Origin of the sequence: Roseibium sp. HPY-6, assembly GCF_040530035.1 — a bacterium.
Lineage (GTDB): Bacteria > Pseudomonadota > Alphaproteobacteria > Rhizobiales > Stappiaceae > Roseibium.
In genome coordinates this window covers 510,284-531,391 of sequence record NZ_JBEWCD010000002.1, presented here as the reverse complement: position 1 = coordinate 531,391, position 21,108 = coordinate 510,284, and the positions used below count along the sequence as shown (strand labels likewise).

At 57.7% G+C, this 21,108-nt stretch carries 16 protein-coding genes; 13 read left to right on the top strand and 3 right to left on the bottom strand.

Going from position 1 to position 21,108, the window contains the following annotated elements:
• Window positions 1-15: 15 nt before the first annotated feature.
• Both ugpA and ugpB read right to left on the bottom strand, forming a co-directional pair.
• On the bottom strand, window positions 16-897 hold the full coding sequence (gene ugpA / locus ABVF61_RS13855; RefSeq protein ID WP_353996425.1) for a sn-glycerol-3-phosphate ABC transporter permease UgpA: 882 nt from the start codon (window positions 895-897) through the stop codon (window positions 16-18).
• 50 nt (window positions 898-947) lie between these two features.
• Window positions 948-2,255: a sn-glycerol-3-phosphate ABC transporter substrate-binding protein UgpB gene (gene ugpB / locus ABVF61_RS13850; RefSeq protein WP_353994140.1), complete on the bottom strand. Its 1,308-nt coding sequence runs from the start codon at window positions 2,253-2,255 to the stop codon at window positions 948-950.
• 547 nt (window positions 2,256-2,802) lie between these two features.
• Between ugpB and ABVF61_RS13845 the strand changes: the two genes are divergently transcribed.
• The 8 genes from ABVF61_RS13845 to ABVF61_RS13810 all read left to right on the top strand — a co-directional run bounded on the left by ABVF61_RS13845 (window position 2,803) and on the right by ABVF61_RS13810 (window position 16,499).
• On the top strand, window positions 2,803-3,420 hold the full coding sequence (locus ABVF61_RS13845) for an ImuA family protein (RefSeq protein ID WP_353994139.1): 618 nt from the start codon (window positions 2,803-2,805) through the stop codon (window positions 3,418-3,420).
• Complete coding sequence (locus tag ABVF61_RS13840) at window positions 3,374-4,840, top strand: Y-family DNA polymerase (RefSeq protein WP_353994138.1); 1,467 nt, start codon at window positions 3,374-3,376, stop codon at window positions 4,838-4,840. The genes ABVF61_RS13845 and ABVF61_RS13840 overlap by 47 nt, the downstream gene beginning before the upstream one ends.
• A 1,140-nt stretch (window positions 4,841-5,980) precedes the next feature.
• Window positions 5,981-9,370: an error-prone DNA polymerase gene (locus ABVF61_RS13835; protein ID WP_353994137.1), complete on the top strand. Its 3,390-nt coding sequence runs from the start codon at window positions 5,981-5,983 to the stop codon at window positions 9,368-9,370.
• A 167-nt stretch (window positions 9,371-9,537) separates the two neighbouring features.
• A complete protein-coding gene (locus ABVF61_RS13830) occupies window positions 9,538-11,514 on the top strand; it encodes a hypothetical protein (protein ID WP_353994136.1) in 1,977 nt (658 codons plus the stop codon).
• Window positions 11,515-12,374: 860 nt separating this feature from the next.
• Window positions 12,375-13,694 (top strand): ABC transporter substrate-binding protein, encoded by a 1,320-nt coding sequence (locus ABVF61_RS13825; protein ID WP_353994135.1) that lies wholly within the window; start codon window positions 12,375-12,377, stop codon window positions 13,692-13,694.
• Window positions 13,695-13,738: 44 nt separating this feature from the next.
• Window positions 13,739-14,611: a carbohydrate ABC transporter permease gene (locus ABVF61_RS13820; RefSeq protein WP_353994134.1), complete on the top strand. Its 873-nt coding sequence runs from the start codon at window positions 13,739-13,741 to the stop codon at window positions 14,609-14,611.
• Between the two features lies 1 nt (window position 14,612).
• Window positions 14,613-15,440: a carbohydrate ABC transporter permease gene (locus ABVF61_RS13815; protein ID WP_353994133.1), complete on the top strand. Its 828-nt coding sequence runs from the start codon at window positions 14,613-14,615 to the stop codon at window positions 15,438-15,440.
• Window positions 15,441-16,499 (top strand): ABC transporter ATP-binding protein, encoded by a 1,059-nt coding sequence (locus ABVF61_RS13810; RefSeq protein WP_353994132.1) that lies wholly within the window; start codon window positions 15,441-15,443, stop codon window positions 16,497-16,499.
• 36 nt (window positions 16,500-16,535) lie between these two features.
• On the opposite strand, the gene ABVF61_RS13805 is transcribed toward ABVF61_RS13810, so the two are convergent.
• Window positions 16,536-17,447: a LysR family transcriptional regulator gene (locus ABVF61_RS13805; protein ID WP_353994131.1), complete on the bottom strand. Its 912-nt coding sequence runs from the start codon at window positions 17,445-17,447 to the stop codon at window positions 16,536-16,538.
• Between the two features lie 101 nt (window positions 17,448-17,548).
• Here ABVF61_RS13805 and ABVF61_RS13800 point away from each other — a divergent pair, with 101 nt between their 5' ends.
• The 5 genes from ABVF61_RS13800 (at window position 17,549) to ABVF61_RS13780 (ending at window position 21,089) form a co-directional block, all read left to right on the top strand.
• The gene (locus tag ABVF61_RS13800; RefSeq protein ID WP_353994130.1) at window positions 17,549-18,316 is read left to right on the top strand and encodes an aldo/keto reductase; all 768 of its coding nucleotides are present in this window, start codon (window positions 17,549-17,551) and stop codon (window positions 18,314-18,316) included.
• A 25-nt stretch (window positions 18,317-18,341) separates the two neighbouring features.
• Window positions 18,342-18,782, top strand: a complete 441-nt coding sequence (locus tag ABVF61_RS13795; protein ID WP_353994129.1) for a VOC family protein — start codon at window positions 18,342-18,344, stop codon at window positions 18,780-18,782.
• A gap of 1 nt (window position 18,783) precedes the next feature.
• Window positions 18,784-18,999 (top strand): putative antibiotic biosynthesis monooxygenase, encoded by a 216-nt coding sequence (locus ABVF61_RS13790; protein ID WP_353994128.1) that lies wholly within the window; start codon window positions 18,784-18,786, stop codon window positions 18,997-18,999.
• A 143-nt stretch (window positions 19,000-19,142) separates the two neighbouring features.
• Window positions 19,143-20,147 carry an AraC family transcriptional regulator gene (locus tag ABVF61_RS13785; protein ID WP_353994127.1) on the top strand — a complete coding sequence of 335 codons (1,005 nt, stop codon included), beginning with the start codon at window positions 19,143-19,145 and terminating at the stop codon, window positions 20,145-20,147.
• Window positions 20,148-20,261: 114 nt separating this feature from the next.
• Window positions 20,262-21,089: an NAD(P)H-binding protein gene (locus tag ABVF61_RS13780; protein ID WP_353994126.1), complete on the top strand. Its 828-nt coding sequence runs from the start codon at window positions 20,262-20,264 to the stop codon at window positions 21,087-21,089.
• Window positions 21,090-21,108: the final 19 nt, after the last annotated feature.

The window sequence follows — 21,108 nt, the reverse complement described above, 5'->3', positions numbered from 1 at the left end:
CGTTTTGCTGCGCCATCAGTAGTGGACCCTGCGTTCGATGTATTTGAACTGAACCACGGTGAGGATCGAAACGATGAGCAGAAGGATCACGGATTGTGCTGCCGAGGACCCCAGATCCTGACCGACGAACCCGTCGGAATAAACCTTGTAAACAAGGATCGTCGTAGCCTGTTGCGGTCCACCGCCGGTAATCGTGTGAATGACGCCGAAGGTCTCGAAAAATGCGTAGATGATGTTGACCACCAAGAGAAAAAATGTTGTCGGCGACAGGAGCGGGAAAACAATCGTGCGAAAGCGCGTCCAGAAACGCGCGCCATCAATTGCGGCCGCCTCGATCACCGATTTCGGGATTGCCTGAAGACCGGCAAGGAAGAAAAGGAAGTTGTAGCTGATGCGTCCCCAGGCACTGGCAACCACAACAAGACCCATCGCCTCGCTGTCATTCAACACGTGGTTCCAGTCGTAGCCTAGAAGCCCCAGGTACCAGGTCACCACACCGACGCGCGTGTTGAACATAAAGAGCCAGAGGACACCGGCGACCGCGGGCGCCACAGCATAAGGCCAGATGAGCAGCGTCCTGTAGGTGCCCGACCCCTTGATCAGTCGGTCGGCCAGAACGGCCAGATAGAGAGCGACCCCCATCGAGACGACTGTGACCAGGGTCGAAAAGATCGCCGTCGTCACAAAGGACGCCCGGTAAAAGGGATCCTTCAGCAGGAACTCAAAATTGCCGAGCCCTACCCATTGCATGGACAGTCCGAACGGGTCCGGAATGAAAAGCGACTGCCAGATCGCCTGGCCCGCTGGATAGAAAAAGAAGACTGCCGTTATGACAATCTGTGGGGCAATGAGCAGCAGCGGCAGCCACATGCCTTTGAAAGTGACGCGTTTTTCCATGGCAAGACCGTGTGCCACCCCGGAGACCGGGGCGGCACGTCGTCATGATGTCACTGTGCGGACTGTTCAAAGCGCCGCAGCAGGGCGTTGCCGCGTTCCACTGCCGAGTCGAGCGCTTCCTGTGCGGACTTGTCGCCCGACCACACGCCTTCGAGTTCTTCATCAATGATGCCGCGGATCTGGTCGAACGAACCCAGCCGAAGTCCCTTGGAGTTCGCTGTCGGTTCTTTCGCGGTCATTTGAATGACGGCGATGTCCGTTCCGGGGTTCTGCTCATAAAAGCCCTGTGAGCGGGTCAGATCACCGGCCTCAGCCGTGATCGGAAGATATCCGGTGTCCTGGTGCCACTTGGCCTGGATCTCAGAGCTGGAGAGGAAGTCCATGAAAGCTGCCACGCCTTCATACTCATCAGCTTCATGGCCCTCGAGCACCCAAAGAGAAGCACCGCCGATGATCGTGTTTTGCGGCTCACTGGCCACCGCAGACCAGTAGGGCAGCGGACGCACTTCAAAATCAAATTCGGCTTCCGACTTGATGCCGGCATAACCTGCAGAAGATTCTGTGAATAGAGCGCATTCACCTGCACGGAAGTTTGCGCCACCTTCGTTCCGGCGGCCCGCATAGATGAATTTGCCGTCCTTCGCCCAATCACCCATTGCCGAGATATGAGCAACCTGCGCCGGGCTGTTGAACGCCAGCTCGGTATCGGTCCCGGCAAAGCCGTTGTCCTTGGTGGCAAATGGCGTGTCGTGGTAGGCGGAGAAGTTCTCCAGGTGGATCCAGCTCTGCCAGGCGGTCGTCATCGGGCACTCGACACCGGCTGCTTTCAGCTGATCGAGCACTTCACTGACCTGCTCCCAGGTGGACATATCGGTATCAGGATCAATACCAGCTTCAGAAAGCTTGTCGCGGTTGACCCAGAGGACCGGCGTCGAGGAGTTGAAGGGAAGCGAAAGCATGTTCCCGTCGGGGGAGGTGTAGTAGCCCTTGACCGAGCCGATATATTTCGACTGATCGAAGCCATCACCCATGACTTCATAGACCGGTTTGATTGCGCCCTTGGCGCCCATCATGGTCGCGGTGCCGACCTCGAACACCATCAGAATGTGGGGCTGCTCACCGGCACGGAAAGCGGCAATACCGGCGTTCAGTGTCTCGGAGTAATTGCCCTTGTGGCTGGCAACGATTTTATAGTCGGACTGAGACCCGTTGAAGGTGTCTACCTGCTCGGCAACCAATTCTCCCAACCGGCCTGTAAAGGCATGCCAGAAATCGATCTCGGTTTGCGCAAATGCGGAGGAGGTGCCCAGAAGGGCGGCCGCAGCGACAAGGCTGGCGACGGTCTTACGATAAGCCATATTCATTTGCTCCCATGTCGAAGGGCATTTTTGCCCCGGTCAGCAGTTGGTTTTTCCGGTACCGAAATGGCTTCGCCGGCACCTGAAACGATAACGCCTGCGTTTCGTATTGTTTTCATATGAACGTTCTATGACGCTCATATGAACATTTAATCACGCCTTAACCGCGTCCGCAAACGGGAACGAATATATTGTTCCGCGCGCCCGTCCGATCCCGGCAATTCGGGCTTCTTTTTGTGTCATCTCGATGGACAAATTGCCGTAACAACTGCCGGCCTGCGGCCTTCCAACCAGCATGCTCGCCCTTGCCGACGCCTGAGCTCGCAGAAGATTAGTCGGCTCACGTGAAGGTTCGGCGTCGTTCATATGAAAGAATAGTGACAGGTCGAAGCGTGGTTTCCAAGATTTCCGGCAGTATGTTTTTGCGTTGAGGAAACTGCAAAGGTTCGCGCTTTTTCAACCTTTAACAACGCTCTTCTTGCTCTATGTTGCAAAACATTGTTCCTTAAGCAGATCTTTTTTCGGCCGAGAAACCCTAAAACGTTCCATGTCCCAGCCCTTTTCTTCCGTTTATCCGCTCAAGAGGGCCCGCGCCCATGAAGTGTGCGGCGAAGGTGGACTGGCTTTTGCTGCGATCACGGCCGGTCAGGCGTCCGGCCCGGTCGTCTGGATATCGGAACGCTGGCGTCCCGTGGTCAATCCGGAAGGTCTTGCGCCCTATTGCGATCCTGGAAAGCTGCTGCTGACCCGTGCAGATACACCTTTGAATGTGCTGGCCAGTGCTGAAACCGCGTTGCGGTCCGGCGCCGTCGGCCTTGTCGTCGCCGAACTCACCGGCCCGATCGGTCTGACGGAAGGCAGGCGGCTACAGCTGGCGGCGGAAACCGGCGGGACCACCGCTTTGCTCCTGATCCCGGAAGGCGGCGGCAGCAATGCCGCTGAAACCAGATGGCACTGCACGGGCATTCCCGCATTTGAAGCCGCCCGTCAAAACAGCCCCAACCCGAACAATCCCGGCGCGAACAGCCCTCGTCAAAACGACCATGACTCGACTCCCTGGCGATGGTCACTTATAAAGAACAAAATAGGAACATTATCAGATTGGGTAGTGCGTTGGGATGCAGCGGCGCATCGTATCATTGTGGTTTCCGAGGCTGGCGGCTGAGCGTTCGCTCCGCGCCAATCCCATTGACGCGCCCTTTGCCCTGACCCTTTTCGACCGCAATTCGGAACGTGTCTATGATCTGTGCCCGCGCGCGGAAGCTGCCGGGCTCAACCGGGGCATGACGCTGGTTCATGCCAGAAGCTTCTGCCCGGGTCTTCTCACCCGGCCCGCCGATCCGAAGGCCGACCAGCGGTTCCTGCGTCTTCTGGCCCGGTGGGCAACCCGCTATTGCCCCTGGGTCGGGCTCGACGGATTGAATGGCCTCTTTCTCGACATCAGCGGGTCGGCGCATCTTCTGGGCGGCGAAGAACCGCTTCTCGATGATATCCGCGCCCGGCTTGCCCGGGCCGGTCTCAGCGCCCGGCTGGGCCTGGCATCAACGCCGGGCGCAGCCTGGGCGCTTGCCCGCTTTGCCGAAGGCATTGCCCAGCCAGGTGAGATCCTTCCCCGCATCGGCCCCCTGCCGCTGCCGGCGCTGCGCCTTACCGACCAGACCTGCACCAGCCTGGAGCGGCTCGGCATTGCCACCGTCTCCGATCTTTACAATCTCCCACGGGCCAATGTTGCAAGGCGCTACGACCCGGAGGTGCTGCGCCGTCTCGATCAGGCGCTCGGCGCCATTCCCGAGCAGATCTCGCCCCTGAAGGAAGATCACAGCTTCGCCGTACGCATGACGCTACCCGAGCCGATCGGGCTTCTGGACGACGTCATGGCCGGAGCGGAACGGCTGATCGGCCATCTGTGCGAACAGCTGGATACGGCCCAGAAGGGCGCGCGCAGCCTGAAGCTGACCTTCCGGCGCGTGGATCAGGAAAACCAGGCGGTTGAGTTGCGCCTGGCCCGGCCGATGCGCGACGGCGACCGGATCCTCGCTCTTTTCGAGCGCGGGGTCAGCGCGGTCGATGCGGGCTACGGCATCGACATGATCCGCCTGGAAGCCACGCAGGTGGAAGAACTCGGCCCCCGCCAGCTGACCCCGTCGCAAGCGCTGGAAAAAGACAGCCTTGCCGATCTCGTCACCCAGCTCGGCAACCGGATCGGGCTTGAGAACATCCTGCGCTTTGCCCCGGTCGACAGCCACATCCCGGAGCGCAGTTTCAAGCTGGTGCCGGCCGCCTACAGCATGCCGGTCCGCGCCTGGCCCACCCGGCGCACGCGCCCGTTGCGCCTGTTCCCCCCCGAGCCGATCACCGGCTCGGGCGTCACGCCGCCCGGCCGCTTCCGCTGGCGCGGCCGGGCGCTGACGACACTCAAGGCCGAGGGACCGGAGCGGATCACACCTGCGTGGTGGGAGGGCGACGACGACTGGACACGGGGCCTGCGCGACTACTGGCGCGTTGCCACCGGCCAGGGCCAGCGCCTTTGGCTGTTCCATACACCGCAGAACCCGGGCTGGTATGTGCAAGGGGAGTTCGGCTGATGATCTCTTCCGCTCCATCTTTTCCTTCCCGCCGTCATCCCGGCCAAGCGGAGCGCGCGCCGGGACCGGAGAGGCACGGCCGCCGCGGTTCTTCCTCTGTCCCGACCGGCAGCCTCCGGCTCCCCGGTCCCGGATCTCCGCTGCGCTGCGTCCGGGATGACGATGGAGAGAAGGAGGCGGTTCGACTGGTCTCCACCGATGCGGCCTCGAACTCACGCCGCCGTCCCGGACTTGATCCGGGACCTCTTTGTGAGAGGACCCGGAGATGGCCCCGGCTCAAGGCCGGGGCGACGTATTGGGTGTGCTCCCATTCCATGAAAGTCATCTCCGTACCCGCGAAACGAAACGTCGCTTTGGGGCGCGACCAAGCCGCAAAGCCATCGTCTCGAAAAACCGTCTCTGGAAACGAGTGGATCCCCGATCAAGTCGGGGATGACACCGGAGGAACCTACCATCCCCGCCAAGCACAAAGCGCGCCGGGACCAGAGAGGTACGGGCATCTCGGCTGTTCTTCTACTGCCCCGACCGACAGCCCCCGATGCCCCGATCCCGGATCTCTGCTGCGCGGCGTCCGGGATGACCAGGAAGAGATGGAGGCCGTTCGGATAGTGCCTGCCCAGACGTCCGGCCGAACCCGAAAACCGCTCCGCAAAATCCCCCTCATCCTGAGGAAGCGCGCAGCGCTGTCTCGAAGGATGGGCGGCATATTCAGAGCCGGGTGGCCCATCCTTCGAGACGAACCTGAAGGTTCTCCTCAGGATGAGGTCTCGGGGACAGAAGGCGGCATGTCAGTGGCACTGCCTTCCTTCGTCATCCGGACCAAGCGGAGCGCGTGCCGGGACCGGAGAGGCACGGGCGCCTTTGCTTTGTCCTGGTTGACAGCCCTCGGCTCCCCGATCCCGGATCTCCGCTGCGCTGCGTCCGGGATGACGGTGGAGAGGTGGTGGCAAGATGGCTGGTCTCTACCGATGCGGCCCCGAACTCACGCCGCCGTCCCGGACTTGATCCGGGACCTCTTTGTGAGAGAACCAGAAGATGGCCCCGGCTCAAGGCCGGGCGGCATATTGGGTGCATCTCCCTTCTGTACCCGTACCCCCAGATTAAGTCAGGGAGGGCTGCCGTGAGAAAAAGGGACATGCAATGACCTCTCATGTCTTACCGGACAGCCTGCACTGGGACGTTCCGCGTCATGCGGAGCTGGCGGTGACATCCAACTTCACCTTCCTGCGCGGAGCCTCCCATCCGGAAGAGCTGGTGACCCGGGCCGCCGAACTCGGTCTGGAGGCGATTGCGATCACCGACTGGAATTCTCTGGCCGGGGTCGTCCGGGCCTATTCGGCGCTGAAGGAAATCAGGCGTGCGGCCAACGAGGAGGGCGTGAAGATACGCTCTCATTCCCAGATCGACTCTTCGTCCCGGCAACAGACGAACGAGATCCCGCCACTCCCCGTACCGGAGGTTCTCAAGCTGCCGCGGCTGATTGTCGGTGCGCGGCTGGTGCTTGCCGACAGCCGGGTCGACTTTGTCGCCCTGCCGACCAACCGGGCAGCTTATGAACGGCTCAGCCAGCTCCTGACCCTCGGCAAGAGGCGCGCGGAAAAGGGCGATTGCCATCTGGATTTTCAGGATGTCGTAAAATTTTCCGAAGGCCTGATCTTCATCGCCCTGCCCCAGGGCGATCATGCACCGGACGTCTTTTCTGAGGCGGCTAAGAACCATATCCGGACGCTCCGCCAGGAAGTGCCCGGCCATGTCTTTCTGGGCGCCGCACCACGCTATGACGGCACCGACCAGGACTGGTTCCGGACTTGCGCGAGAGCCGCCCATTCGCTTGCCACCCCCATGGTCGCGGTCGGCGACGTCCTGATGCATCATGCCGGGCGGCGGCGGCTTGCCGATGTGCTGACCTGCATGCGTGAGGGCTGCACCATCGACGAGATCGGAACGCGCGCACTGGCGAATGGGGAGCGCCGGCTGAAGTCGGCTCCCGACATGGCCCGGCTTTACCGGCATCACCCGGCAGCGCTCAGGCGCACCGTCGAGATCGCCACCCGCTGCAGCTTCGACCTGTCCGAACTCTCTTATGAATATCCGGACGAGATCACCGATGGAGAGAACCCGCAGGACCGGCTGGAGCGGCTGACCTTCGAAGGCCTTGAGATGCGCTATCCCGCCGGCGTGCCGGAGCATGCGCACCAGCTGGCGCAGAAGGAACTCAGACTGATCCGCAAGCTCAACTTCGCGGCCTATTTCCTGACCGTCCACGACATCATCCGCTTTGCCCGCAGCCGGCATATCCTGTGCCAGGGGCGCGGTTCGGCGGCCAATTCCATCATCTGCTACGCGCTCGGGATTACCGATGTCGGTCCGGAAACGATCACCATGGTGTCGGAACGCTTCATCTCCGAACACCGGGGCGAGCCGCCGGATATCGATGTCGATTTCGAACATGAGCGGCGCGAGGAGGTGATCCAGTATGTCTATGAGAAATACGGCCGCCACCGGGCCGGGCTCTGCGCAACCGTGATCCATTTCCGCACCCGTGCGGCGATCCGCGAGGTCGGTAAGGTCATGGGTTTGAACGCAGATGTCACGGCGGCCCTCTCCGGCCAGATCTGGGGCAGCTCCAACAGCGGGCCGGACGATGCACGCATGAAGGAACTGGGGCTGGATCTTGCCAACCGGCGGGTCGCCCAGACCGTCGACCTCATCCGCGAAATCATCGGCTTTCCCCGCCATCTCAGCCAGCATGTCGGCGGCTTCGTGATCACGCAAGGGAGGCTGGACGCGCTCTGCCCGATCGAGAATGCCGCCATGGAAAACCGCACGGTAATCGAGTGGGACAAGGACGACATCGACGCGCTCGGCATCCTCAAGGTCGACATGCTCAGCCTCGGCATGCTGACCTGCATCCGCAAGTGCTTCGACCTGATCGACACCCACCACGGGCAGGAGTTCACACTCGGCACCGTTCCACAGCAGGATACCGGGACCTACGATATGCTGTGCAAGGCCGATGCGATCGGCGTCTTCCAGGTGGAAAGCCGGGCACAGATGAACTTTCTGCCGCGCATGCTTCCGCGCGAATTCTACGATCTCGTCATCGAGGTGGCGATCGTCCGCCCCGGCCCGATCCAGGGTGGAATGGTGCATCCTTACATCAACCGCCGCCAGGGCAAGGAGGCGATCTCCTTTCCCTCAAAGGAACTGGAGGAGGTGCTCGGCAAGACGCTCGGTGTGCCGCTGTTCCAGGAACAGGCGATGCAGATTGCCGTTGTGGCTGCAGGCTTCACCCCGTCGGAAGCCGACAAGCTGCGGCGCTCCATGGCGACCTTCCGGCGCATGGGCACGATTGGCCAGCTCCGGGAGAAATTCATCTCCGGCATGCTAAAGCGCGGTTATGAGCTGGAGTTCGCCCAGAACTGTTTCGGCCAGATCGAGGGCTTCGGCGAATACGGGTTTCCCGAAAGTCACGCGGCCGCCTTTGCCATGCTTGCCTATGTTTCGGCCTATCTCAAATGCCACTTCCCTGCCGAGTTCGCGTGCGCGCTCCTGAACTCCCAGCCGATGGGGTTCTATGCCCCGGCGCAGATTGTACGCGACGCGCGCGAGCATCAGGTCGAGGTCCGGCCGATCTGCGTCAACACCAGCCTTTGGGACAACACGCTGGAGCGGCGCAGCGACGGCGCGCTGGCGCTCAGGCTCGGCTTCCGGCAGATCAAGGGCATGCGCGAGGAGGACGCCGACTGGATCGTTGCCGCGCGCGGCAACGGCTATCCGGACACCGAGACACTATGGCTTCGCACCGGCGTACCGCCGGCAACCCTTGAACGGCTGGCGGAGGCCGACGCCTTTGCCGGCATGGGGCTCAGCCGCCGGGATGCGCTGTGGCAGGTGAAGACCATCCGCAGCCCGAAACCGCTGCCGCTGTTCAACGACCCGATCGACGGGGAGGCGATCTTCGAACCGGATGTCCTGCTGCCCGCCATGCATCTGGGGCAGGAGGTGGTGGAGGATTACCTTTCCACCCGCCTGACCCTGCGCGCCCATCCGATGGAGTTGCTGCGCCCTCATATTCCGAACCTGACGCCGCACGACCGGCTGGCAAAGCTGACCCCGTATGAAGCGCGGCGCGTTTCCGTTGCCGGCCTTGTCATCACCCGCCAACGCCCCGGCACGGCCTCGGGCGTCATCTTCATCACTTTGGAAGACGAGACCGGCGTTTCCAACGTGGTGGTCTGGCCGAAGATGTACGAAAAATACCGCGCCGCCGTCATCGGCGGACGGCTTTTGAAAGTCACCGGACGGCTGGAGCGCGAAGGCATCGTCGTCCACCTGATCGCCGACCATATCGAGGACTATTCCAACCGCCTTGCCCTGCTCGGTCATCCCAATGACGACATTCTGGTCGAAATGACCACGCGTGCAGAAGAAGTTCCCGTTCATCTCAAATCAGACGCCCCGAAACCACGCGCCATGCACCCGCGCGAGCAGGCGAAAAAGCTGTTTCCGAGCCGGGATTTTCATTGATGTGAGTAATGAGAGACAGCACGACTTTAAGCGAAAACTTGGGGTGAATGAAAACAAAAAATCAAATCACGAGGGTAAGACGTACCCAAAATAAAAAGAAAGATTGCAACCAGGGAATGCAGAGATGCATACTATCGATAGCGAAAATATGAGAAAACTCTTACTACATGACAATTACAACCGACACTCTTGTGAAACCTGATATGCGGGCTGTACTAAAGCGGACACACTTAAGTCGGTCCCTACATGATTTTTTGCTTCCCGTATTGGAAGCAATATCCAATGGAATACACGGGATAGAAGCACGATTTGCAACCGAGGCAGCTACTAAAGGAAAAATAGCAATAAAATTTGAAAATCCAAACGACCCAAAAACGCTAACAATTTCTATTGCAGACAACGGATTGGGATTAGATGAAACAAACTACAAATCATTTAAGACACCATTCTCTGGACACAAACTAAAGCAAAATGGTCGCGGATTTGGACGCTTTATTGCCTTCAAGGTATTTTCAAAGATCACTTATGCTACCAAATATGAATTTTTTCAGAACCAAAATCATAGGCACTTTCGTTTCGATATTTATCAGGAAAACGAAATTTCGTTCATAAACACCGAGCCGGAGATTCCGGACACAGGAGTTCAAGTCATTTACCAATCTCCAATGACGGATTGGAACGAACTCATAAGAAATCTAAAAACTAGTGATATTGCTGAGGAAATTGGCAGCCACTTTCTGCCTCAATTTCTATATGGTTGGCTACCCGAAATTACAGTCAGCTTTGACGATGGAAAGCCTGAAAACATAACACATTACTTTGGCAACATATTTAAGCTGAGCGACTCTGGAAGTTTTGAGTGTGAAGTAGAAGGTGAGACTGAAACACTTAGCTACTCGATTGCGAAAATTCCCAAAACCCGACTCTTCAAAAGCCATTGTTTGCTTCTATCGGCTGCGGACAGAATAGTTGGAAAGCCCAGGGATTTAACTAACAAGTTAGGTCAACCGCATTTCACAGACGAAAATAACGAAAAATACATTGTAATATCCGTAGTAACAGGCGAAGCATTTGAAAGCAGACTAAACGACGCAAGAACGGGAATTAATATCACATCAAAAACAATTGAAAATATTGTCTCGAGTATTTCGAAAATAATTCAGAAGGATGAAGTTGAACAAATTGAAAAAATTAAGTCAGAGCAATCGATTGACCTAAATGAAGCTCTGCGAGAAAACCCTATCCTCAGAATTGGGTTAAAGGGTCGTACTCTTGGGGAATATGTAAGTTCAAAACCCAATAATTGGACAGCAGAGGAATTCATCTCAGATCTAGCGATTGAAAGGCATCGTGCAACAAACGATTTATCAAAAGCTATTGTTCACGCAGCAAATGATGCTGAAAACTATGAGAAAAACATAAAAGAAATTGTTGGAAAGCTCGACGAGAATAATAAGGAAGCTCTTGCTGAATATATTATCCATAGAAAAAATATAATTGAACTTGTGGAGGCTGCGCGTAAATTTGGTTCAGATGGGAATCGAGCCCCTGAAGACGTAATACATGACCTCATTTTTAGGCGTTTCACGGATAGCACTCAAACAGGTTACTTCGAACACAATCTATGGCTTATTGATGATGTACTTGCATTTCTACCTTACGTCTCAAGTGACAGGACGATACACGGCGGAAGACGCAAAAAAGGGGACAAAATAACCGACATTGCGTTTTTCGATGAAAGCCTAGTTTTAGGTGATAGCGACGGAACAACGATCACAATCGTTGAGTTTAAGAAACCAAGTAGGGATGACTTTCGGTTGGGCAATGATAAGAGTGATCCGGTTTTACAGATCATAAATACTTTGGAACAAGCCACTGCAGCAGGTGGAATTAGTCGAACGGACGGTACTCATTTCAGTTTTGGCAATGTCACTAGACGCTTCGCCTATCTAATTGCAGACCACACTGCAAGCTTAGTGAAGGTATTGAGGAAGCATGACTTCAGAAACCAATGGAACTCCAAAATATATTTTAGATTTCGCGACAATGAGCAAATCTACATACAAGCATTTGGCTACGACACGCTTGTAGAAAATGCAAAGAAGCGAAATCAAGCGTTCTTCACTGTTTTGCTAGGCGAATAAACATACGAGCAGCGCTTCCCAAGCAAACGTCTGCTCGTAAGGAGGCTTATATTATAGACTAGAGCCTAAACTATCGTTCGAGAGTAAAGGGAAAGTTGTAGGAGCTTGACCCCAATAAACAGAAAACGCTGTTGTCGCTTGGGAACCATCGTTTCGTTCAGTGGAAGTTCTTCGCATTAGTCCTATCATTCAACAAACAGCCAGCGACTTTGTGGAGCCTCATTTCACGCGCCAAGCCGGCCGATCTCTAGTCAGGCGACCACTTTCAATATTGTTTTCAAAGCGGCCTCCAGTCTCCGGGGAACCATACCACCCGCACTATGTGTGCAGGTGGTAGCGCAAGACCCACTCCCCGGTAATAGGATCTTGCACCATCTGTTTCTTGCAGAACTTTTTGTAGTTGGAATCGGGATGGTGATCATAAAATATGTACGAAACATCCTCAATCAATTCAGCGTAGTTAAGGTAAGCCTCGGCTTTGGATCGCCCTCTTACTTCTCCGATTGTTCCACCCATACCTGTCCTTCAAGTTAACCATCTTTCTGTATATCAAATGGTCTCAAGAGATGAAGCTTCAAGCAGATTTATTCAAATTCTAAAGATACATACTCAAACTACGCCTCCAATTATTAATCTAATGAACTCATTAAGATATTGGCGGAAAAACCAAATACCCCAAAACAAGGACTGCATACTGACCCGCTCTAGTCTTTTCATTGAAAGCTGAACAAAAAAATCAAGCTCCCGCATAAATTCATCCCATATGACCCAAGGTAAAAATTTTTGCATTCGTATGCAAACATGTTACCCTGCCCTTGGACAATGCGGTCAACGCACGATCCAGGGGAGGAAATTGAGCAATGAAAAGAAGGACATTTCTTGCGGCGATTGCGGCCGCGAGCCTGGCAACCACTGCGCTTCAGGCAGTTGCCGCAGACTTGCCGTACGGCCTGACCGCCGGGAAACCCTATGAAGGTACCAAGCTGAATATTTTGAGCGTCGTGACGCCGCAATTCGACGGACTGATGCTGCGCGACGGCGAGTTTACCGAACTGACCGGCATTGAAACCGAATGGACCTTCATTCCCTTCGGCAGCCTGCAGGAAAAGATCAACGCCGAAGGCATCGCCGCAAACGGCACGTTCGATGTCGTCAACTATCTCGACAGCTGGGGCCCGCCGAATTCTCATTGGCTGATGCCGATCGACGACCTGATGGCCCGCGACGGGATCTCGATGGACCGCTACCCTGCGGCCTTCGCACGCTCCGCGCAATTCGAAGGTAAGACGCTCGGCTTTCCGCTGCGCGCGCACCCGCAGCTGATGTTCTATCGCAAGGACCTCATTCCAGAGCCGCCCGCGACGTGGGAAGACGTGGTTCGCATCGGCAAGGAACTGAAAGAAAGCCATCCGGACGTCGCGCCGCTCGCGCTTTATTTCAACAATGACGGCAACCGGCAGAACCTCTTCATCTGGCTCAACTTCCTGTGGGCCGCCGGCGGTGACGTCTTCAATGACGACTGCACGCCGGCCTGGACCAGCGAAGAAGCCCTCAAGGCAACCGAGGATTACATCGCCCTGCACACCGTGCACGGCGTGACCAATCCGAATTCCGTGGCCTTTGTCGAACAGGATGCCCGCCAGTCCTTCATGCAGGGCAACTCCGCAATGATCCCCGTGTGGTGGTGGGCCTATTCGGGTTTCTACAATCCCGATTCCAGCACCCTGACCAAGGATCAGGTCGCGTTTGCGGGCATGCCGTCCTACCAGGGCACCACGAAGACCTACGCGATCTCCATGCCGTTTTCGATTTCGGACTATTCGCAAAACAAGGATGCGGCATGGGAGTTCATGAAGTGGCTGTCGAACCCGGACATGGACAAGGCCAACGCGGTCGAGCGTGAGGTTGCCGGCAAGCCTATCGTCAACAACGTGGTCACGCACATCTCCTCCTTGCAGGATGCAGACGTGAACGCCGCCAACGACGGTATCCAGGCGGCGGCATGGGAATCCTTGAAGGAGTCCGACATCATGCCACAGATCGCCGAGTGGCCCGAGGTTGGCGATCTGCTCTCAGCAGCCATTGCGGAAGCCGCTGCCGGCGGGGACGTGCGCGAGCTGATGACCGGTGCCGCCGAACAGGCGACACGCGTTCTGCGTCGCTCCGGCTGCATCCAGTAAGGTCACCGGGCCCTTCCCTCTCTCAGGGAAGGGCTTGTTCTCCAATGCGCGACAACACACTCAAATACGTGCTGGTGCTTCCGGCCGTTATGGTGGTCTTTGCCACCGCAATCTGGCCGCTTATGGAAAGCGCCCGGCTGTCGGCCACTGTCGGCCGGCTAAACCGGCCCGGTTCACTCGACCAGTATATCGGGCTGGAGAATTACACCTGGGCCTTTTTCGAGGAACCCTCGTTCTGGAATTCGGTCTGGGTAACGGGTGTCTACACCCTGCTCACGGTGGGACTGACCACGCTCCTTGCTCTCGGACTTGCGCTTCTATTGGCGCCAGGCGGACGCCTCCGCTCAGGCGTCCAGACGCTGCTGATCCTGCCGTTTGCAATGTCACCGGCACTGATCGGCGTCTCCTTCCGGTTCATGTTCAATCCGGAGTTCGGCCTGTTCGACGCCTTCTTTGGCGTGGTGATGCCGCCGCTCGCCGACGTAAGCTGGCTGGCCGACCCGACACTTGCATTTGCCGTTTGCGTCATGGCCGATGTGTGGGGCTGGATACCCTTCCTGACGCTCGTGCTCATTGGCGGGCTTGCCTCGATCCCGCAGGACACGATCGAGGCCGCACAGGTCGACGGTGCTTCCGGGTGGCGGGTCTTCAGGGACATAACGCTGCCGCAACTCGGACCCGTCCTCGCCGTGGTGATCATCCTGAAATCGATCTTCTCGCTCAAGACGTTCGACCAGATCTTCATGCTGACAAATGGCGGCCCCGGCACAGCCACCCAAACGCTCAGCCACTACATCTATTTCAACGGAATGAAATACGGACAGATCGGGTATGCCGCCTCCGTCGCCTGGCTGATGGTCATTCCCATGATCTTCCTGACGTATCTCTACGCCAAATACGTGTTCCGGAAAGACTGAGATGACAGGTAAACAACGCAGGCAGTTCTGGAACGCGGTTCAACTGGCCCTCATCCTGACGGCGACCTTCGTCATGCTGGTTCCGATCGTCTGGATCTTTCTGGCGGCCTTCAAGACGCATGTGGATGTCTACCAGTTGAAGCTCTTCTTCACACCGACGCTGGAGAATTTCAGCACGGTGTTCGACGATCCATACCGGCTTGGAGAAAAGCTCATCAACTCCACGATTGTCGCACTGGTCACAGTGATCTTCGCGATCCCGATCGCGACCTGCGCGGCCTATTCCTTCAGCCGGTTCCGCCTGCGCGGTGAAACCGCAATGCTGGTCATGATCCTGGCCACGCAGTTCGTGCCGGCAGTCGTGATTATCCTGCCGTTTTTCGTAATGTTCCGCGATGTCGGGCTGCTGGACACGAGGCTGGGACTGATCCTCGTAAACCTTGCGATCGTCATGCCCTTTGCGATCTGGATGATCAAGGGCTTCATCGACGGCATCCCGATGGACACGGAAGAAGCGGCCATGGTGGACGGGTCCTCGCGGCTTCAGGTGATCTGGAACATTGTCCTGCCAATGGCGGCGCCAGGACTTCTGACCGCGGCGATCTTCTGTTTCATCATCGCCTGGAACGAATTCCTCTTCGCACTGATCCTGACGAACAAGAACGCCGTGACGCTGCCCATCGGGCTGGCTTTGTTCAAGGGCGAGGAAGGGGATCTCTGGAACCTGCTTTCCGCCGCCGGGATCATCATCATGGCGCCGATGTTCGTGCTGGCGCTGATCATCCGAAAATACTTCGTGCAGGGCATGACCATGGGAGCCGTACGCTAGATGGCAGAAGTCATTCTCAAGAACCTGACCAAGCGCTGGGGCGACTTTGTCGGTGTCGACAACCAGTCCCTGGACATTCACGACAAGGAATTTCTGGTGCTGCTCGGGCCGTCGGGCTGCGGCAAGACAACAACCATGCGGATGATCGCAGGTCTGGAAGAACCGACATCGGGTGAAATCTGGATCGGGGAGCGGCAGGTCAACGACGATCTGCCGAAGGACCGCGATGTCGCCATGGTGTTTCAGAACTATGGCCTTTACCCGCACATGACGATCTTCGACAACATCGCCTATCCGCTGAAGGTGCGCGGAACGCCAAAGGCGGAGATCCGTCCGCGTGTCGAACGGGCGGCCGCCCAGGTCGAGCTGACCCAGTTTCTGGATCGCAAGCCCAAGGCGCTGTCGGGCGGTCAGCGTCAGCGTGTGGCCCTTGCGAGAGCCATCGTCCGCACGCCCAAGGTCTTTCTGATGGACGAGCCGCTTTCGAACCTCGATGCCAAGCTGCGGGTGACGATGCGCGCGGAGCTCAAACACCTCAGCCGGGAGCTCAAGGTCACGACCGTCTATGTCACCCATGACCAGATCGAGGCCATGACGCTTGCAGACCGGGTCGCGGTGATGAAGCACGGGATCATTCAGCAACTCGGAACACCGGATGAAATCTACAACGACCCCGCCAACCTCTTTGTGGCGGGTTTCATCGGCTCTCCGGCAATGAACCTCGTGCGCGGCAGGATCGAAGGCGGGCAGTTTCTGACCGAAGATGGCGTCAAGCTCTCCCCGATCGCGTCCGAAGACCGTTCCGAGGTCGTCCTGGGTGTGCGCGCCGACGACATCAATGTCCATGAGGCTGGCGAGGGAGACATCGATGCGCCGATCTATGCCTTTGAAAACACCGGTGAAGCGTCCTTTCTAACCGTCGAATGGGGCGACCAGCGGGTGATCGCACGCGGCGACCGTCACCTTCGCAAAGACCAGGACGACGTTGTCGGCCTGAGCCTCAATCCGGAGCACCTCTACCTGTTCGACCCGAATACGGAAAAGCGTATTCGGCTTTGACAGGTGTTTTTCGTCGAAAGGCCGGTATTCACAACGTTATGCCGTCATGCCGGGGATCCGGCGAAATCCGGTTTCAAGCGCCTCGATGAAGGCAGCGAGGCGATGCGGTTGCCGGCGGGCCGGCAGGTAGGCAAGGTTTACATCGAGCGTCGCGGCTCGCCAGTGCGGCAGCAGGTCAACCAGAGCGCCATTCTCAAGTTCCTCCGCGATAAACCAGAGTGGCAGGACGGCGGCCCCGACACCGGACTGGACCGCGCGTTTGAGCGACATGATATTGTTTGTCGCGAGACTTGAGGTGACCGAGAGTTCGAAGCGTTCACCTTCAGAATACGTAAGCCCGATCTTCGCTCCTTCGAACGGGGTCAGCGTGACGAAGGGAAGCCTGGACGCTGCCTCTGGTGTGCTTGCTTCCAACCGGTCCGCGATCGACGGCGTTCCGACAATCAGTCTTTCGACATGTCCGAGCCGCCGGACGATCAGGCTTTCATCGGGAACCGGACCCACCTTGATCCAGCAATCGCACCCGACCTCGGCAAACCGGATCACTTCGTCTTCCAGACGCCAGTTCAACACGACATTCGGATGCGAAACCTGAAATGCAATGGCGATATCGGCCAGGTGAAGTTGACCCAAGGCAACAGGTGCCACGACCCTCAGCGGACCTTTCAGTATGTCGGCATCGCCCGCATGCCTTTCCTCCATCGTGTCCCAGCGGGAGATCAGCGAACGTGCATCTGACAGGACGTCCAGACCGGCTTCAGTGAGCGCGAGGGAGTGCGTGGTCCGGCGGATCAATTGAATACCAAGTCGGTCCTCCAGCTCCTTGAGCTGACGGCTTGCCGAGCCTTGCGACATTCCAAGATCGCGCGCTGCACCGCTTATGGTTCCCCGCTCAGCGATGCGGACGAAGGTTTCCAGAAGACCAAGACGATCGAGAGGCTTACTCATGCACAATACAAATAACAAATAGCTTTATAAACTGTCTACCGGATATCATCCGCTACGGCCATCTTGATCCCGACAGCAACAGTCGAACCAGGAGATTGAGAATGACCAACACCACCTACCCCATCGGCGAAGATCTGATTGTGAACCGCCTCGGTTACGGCGCGATGCGTCTGACCGGGCAACCGGGAAATTTCGGTCCGTTTCCGCACTGGGATGAAGGCGTAGCACTTTTGAGGCGTGCCGCTGATCTCGGCGTCACCTTCTTCGACAGCGCCTGGGCCTATGGACCGGAATTCGCCGACAAGATCGTTGGCGAGGCGCTCGAAGGCCGCCAGGTCGTACTGGCCACAAAGGGCGGCGTGGACAAACCTGAGCCTGGCCGCATCGTGGTGGACGGCAGCCGTGGTGCGCTCATGCGGCAGATTGATCGTGCGCTCATCAACCTGCGCCGCGACCGGATTGATCTCTTTCAGCTGCACCGGGTGGATCCGCAAACGCCGATTGAAGTGTCGGTTGCCGCACTTGCCGAAGCGCAAGCTGATGGCCGCATCGGTCATATCGGCCTCTCCAATGTATCGCGCGCGCAATTGGAAAATGCTCTCGCGGTCGCACCAATTGCGAGCGTTCAAAACCGGTTCAACATGCAGGAAACCGAAGCCGAGGATCTGGTCGACTTTACCGCAGAAAAGGGGATTGCTTTCATCCCTTACGGTCCGCTTGGCGCCAATCCGATGCAGCAAGGGGCCAAACTCGCTCCGCGCGAGGCAATTGCCTGGCTGCTAGCCCGCTCACCCAACATCGTCGTCATCCCCGGCACCACCTCCATCAAGCATCTAGAGGAGAACTGGAGCGCCTGGGACCTCGTTTGAAGCATTTGATGAAAGGACAAAAACCATGAGCACGATCCTTGGATCCGCGACAGTCGAACATGTCATGATCGGCACCGGAAACTACGATGCTACACTTGCCTGGTGGACCGAAAAGCTTGGCTTCGAAGTCGAGATTGAATGGTCGGTTCCGGAATTCCCGGGCCTCCAGCTCGCCTATCTGACAAAAAACGGATTTCGCCTTGAAATCGTCGGCAATCCGGCACGCTTCCAGGAGAGACCGGCGCCAACAGCAATCGACCAACATCTTGCGGACAGTGGTTTCAGCCACCTCGCCTTCAGGGTTGAAGACGTGGATGCCGTTATGGCCGAGCTCTCCGATAAGGGCGTTCAGACCTTTCTGCCGCCAACAAGTTTTGCCGACGTTGGCCGCCGGGTTGCCTTCGTGCAAGACAATCAGGGAAACGTCATCGAGTTTGCCGCCGACCTTCCTGGTGAGGCAGCCTGACATGCCCGCTCCCAACAAAAACAAGATGGCGGTCCTCACCTGGCTTGTCGTCTACCCGCTGATCACGACCCTCCTTGCGGTCCTGGAACCGCTCCTTTCCGGAATGCCCATGCCACTCAGGTCATTTGTTCTGACGATCATCATGGTTCCGGCAATGGTCTACCTGATAATGCCGACGGTGACGTCGAAGCTGAGTGCGTGGCTCAATTCGAAGTAATCCAGCAACAAAACGATATGTAAGTGATTTCTCAAAAATCCCGGCCAGGACCACGGTTCCGAGCCGGGATTTTGATTAAGGACGCCTTCTCGAAGTTTCAATTCACTCCGCTATACTTGTCCCCCATGGGGCAGATTACGGCATTGTTTGTACAAAAAGTCATCGACGTGGCCACGTCAGCGGACCTGCCGGGCGGCGATCGTCGTCGTGACCTCTTCCGTTCGGTTGGCATCGACAGCGATGCGCCTGTCGACCCAAAACAAATGGTGTCGGACAAGGACTACTACGCGCTCTGCGAACGTGTGACCCGGGAAGATCCGCACGGCGCGTCGGTGCCGATCCGCGTCGGCTCCTCCATGCGCTGCGACGACTACGGCGCTTTCGGTCTTGCCTGGAAATCGGCCATTGACCTGCGTGGCTCTTATCAGCGTTCCGAACGCTATGCCCGGGTGCTGACGAGCGTTTCGACCTACGCGTTTCTCGAAGAAAACGGCGCTTTTTACATGGCCCTCAACCGGGCAGGCGAGCGCCATCTCGGGATGCGCCTGTCCAACGAACAGTCTATCGTCGCCGTCACACAGATCAGCCGCGAAGTGTCACAACAGCCGTTTTCGCCGGACGCGGTCTATTTCAAACATTCCGGCCCGGACGATCTTTCCGCGCATGAAAGCTATTTCGGCTGTCCGGTGCATTTCAACGCCGACCGTGACGCCATCCGGGTGTCAAAGGACCATCTCGTTGCGCCCAACAAACTGGGCGACCCGAGCATTTCAACCTTCTTCGATTCCCATATGGAAAAGGAAATCGCGGAACTGCCGGAGGTTCAGGAACTTGACGGGCGCGTACGTAATCTTGTGTCACGTGCCTTGAGCGAGGGCGTTCCAAATGTCGCAGACGTCGCTGCCCGCCTGGGTTTGAGTGCACGCACGTTACAGCGGCGGCTCGCGGCCCAGGGCCACGCTTTCCAGGACCTTGTCGACGAAGCGCGTCAGGACCTGGCCATCCGGCTCCTCAGACGCACAGACTATGCGCTTGCCGAGGTCGCGTTCCTGACCGGCTTTGCCGAGCAGAGCGCGTTCACGCGCGCCTTCAAGCGCTGGCGCGGTGAAACGCCGGCCTCCTACCGCCGCACCGTTCAGCACGCCTGACGCCGGTCAAAGCCGGATTGGCACGGCGGGTCAAAACAGTGGCACGCGCGGTCAATACCGGAGACGGCATCTTCCCTATTCCTTGGTCATCGTTTCAACCAAGGAAGAGATCCCATGCAGACCAGACCCACTCTCATCATAGGTGCCACCGGCAAGACCGGTTCCCGCGTTGCCAATATCCTCGACCAAAAAGGCGTGCCCGTCCGGCGCGGTTCACGTGGCGCTGCCATCCCATTTGACTGGGACAAACCGGAGACCTGGAACCCGGCGCTCGAAGGCGTCATCCGCGCCTATGTCACCTATTTTCCCGATATCGCCATTCCAGGTGCCGTTGAGAAAGTCGAAGCGCTTGCAGCTTCGGCAAAATCGGCTGGTGTCGAGCGGCTGGTTATGCTGACCGGGCGCGGCGAGCATCACGCCCGGCTCGGCGAGGAGGTCATCCGCAGCTCCGGCATCGACTACACGATCGTCCGCGCTGCCTGGTTCGCGCAGAATTTTTCCGAAGGCTATCTGCGCGATCCTGTCCTGGAAGGCGTTTTGCCCATGCCAGGCGGCGACGTGTTGGAGCCGATCATCGACATCGATGACATCGCGGATGTTGCCGTGGCGGCGTTAACGGAAGAAGGCCATTCGGGCGAGCTCTATGAAGTGACGGGGCCACGCCTGATGACCTTTGCGCAGATGGCAGAGGAACTTGGAAGCGCCGTCGGGCGGCCGATCCAGCACATCCCGATCAGTTTCGAAGACTTCAGGGCCGGCGTCGCCGAAGCAGCCGGACCGGACATCGCCGACGTTTTTGAAGCCATTGCGCGCGAAACGCTGGACGGCCGCAATGCGCACCTGACCGACGGCGTCGAGCGTGCACTCGGCCGCAAGCCCCGCGACTTTGCCGAATTTGCAGCGAAGGCGGCCCAGGCCGGTGCGTGGTCCCATGCGGCCTGACCCTCAGATCACCAGGAAA

What these genes read in the sequence shown, in the direction of transcription:
- ABVF61_RS13805 (WP_353994131.1), bottom strand. Translation starts at nt 17,447, where the DNA reads ATGAGTAAGCCTCTCGATCGTCTTGGTCTTCTGGAAACCTTCGTCCGC.
- ABVF61_RS13830 (WP_353994136.1), top strand. Translation starts at nt 9,538, where the DNA reads ATGACAATTACAACCGACACTCTTGTGAAACCTGATATGCGGGCTGTA.
- ABVF61_RS13810 (WP_353994132.1), top strand. Translation starts at nt 15,441, where the DNA reads ATGGCAGAAGTCATTCTCAAGAACCTGACCAAGCGCTGGGGCGACTTT.
- ABVF61_RS13825 (WP_353994135.1), top strand. Translation starts at nt 12,375, where the DNA reads ATGAAAAGAAGGACATTTCTTGCGGCGATTGCGGCCGCGAGCCTGGCA.
- ABVF61_RS13795 (WP_353994129.1), top strand. Translation starts at nt 18,342, where the DNA reads ATGAGCACGATCCTTGGATCCGCGACAGTCGAACATGTCATGATCGGC.
- ABVF61_RS13815 (WP_353994133.1), top strand. Translation starts at nt 14,613, where the DNA reads ATGACAGGTAAACAACGCAGGCAGTTCTGGAACGCGGTTCAACTGGCC.
- ABVF61_RS13790 (WP_353994128.1), top strand. Translation starts at nt 18,784, where the DNA reads ATGCCCGCTCCCAACAAAAACAAGATGGCGGTCCTCACCTGGCTTGTC.
- ABVF61_RS13780 (WP_353994126.1), top strand. Translation starts at nt 20,262, where the DNA reads ATGCAGACCAGACCCACTCTCATCATAGGTGCCACCGGCAAGACCGGT.
- ugpB (WP_353994140.1), bottom strand. Translation starts at nt 2,255, where the DNA reads ATGGCTTATCGTAAGACCGTCGCCAGCCTTGTCGCTGCGGCCGCCCTT.
- ABVF61_RS13800 (WP_353994130.1), top strand. Translation starts at nt 17,549, where the DNA reads ATGACCAACACCACCTACCCCATCGGCGAAGATCTGATTGTGAACCGC.
- ABVF61_RS13835 (WP_353994137.1), top strand. Translation starts at nt 5,981, where the DNA reads ATGACCTCTCATGTCTTACCGGACAGCCTGCACTGGGACGTTCCGCGT.
- ABVF61_RS13820 (WP_353994134.1), top strand. Translation starts at nt 13,739, where the DNA reads ATGCGCGACAACACACTCAAATACGTGCTGGTGCTTCCGGCCGTTATG.
- ugpA (WP_353996425.1), bottom strand. Translation starts at nt 897, where the DNA reads ATGGAAAAACGCGTCACTTTCAAAGGCATGTGGCTGCCGCTGCTGCTC.
- ABVF61_RS13840 (WP_353994138.1), top strand. Translation starts at nt 3,374, where the DNA reads ATGCAGCGGCGCATCGTATCATTGTGGTTTCCGAGGCTGGCGGCTGAG.
- ABVF61_RS13845 (WP_353994139.1), top strand. Translation starts at nt 2,803, where the DNA reads ATGTCCCAGCCCTTTTCTTCCGTTTATCCGCTCAAGAGGGCCCGCGCC.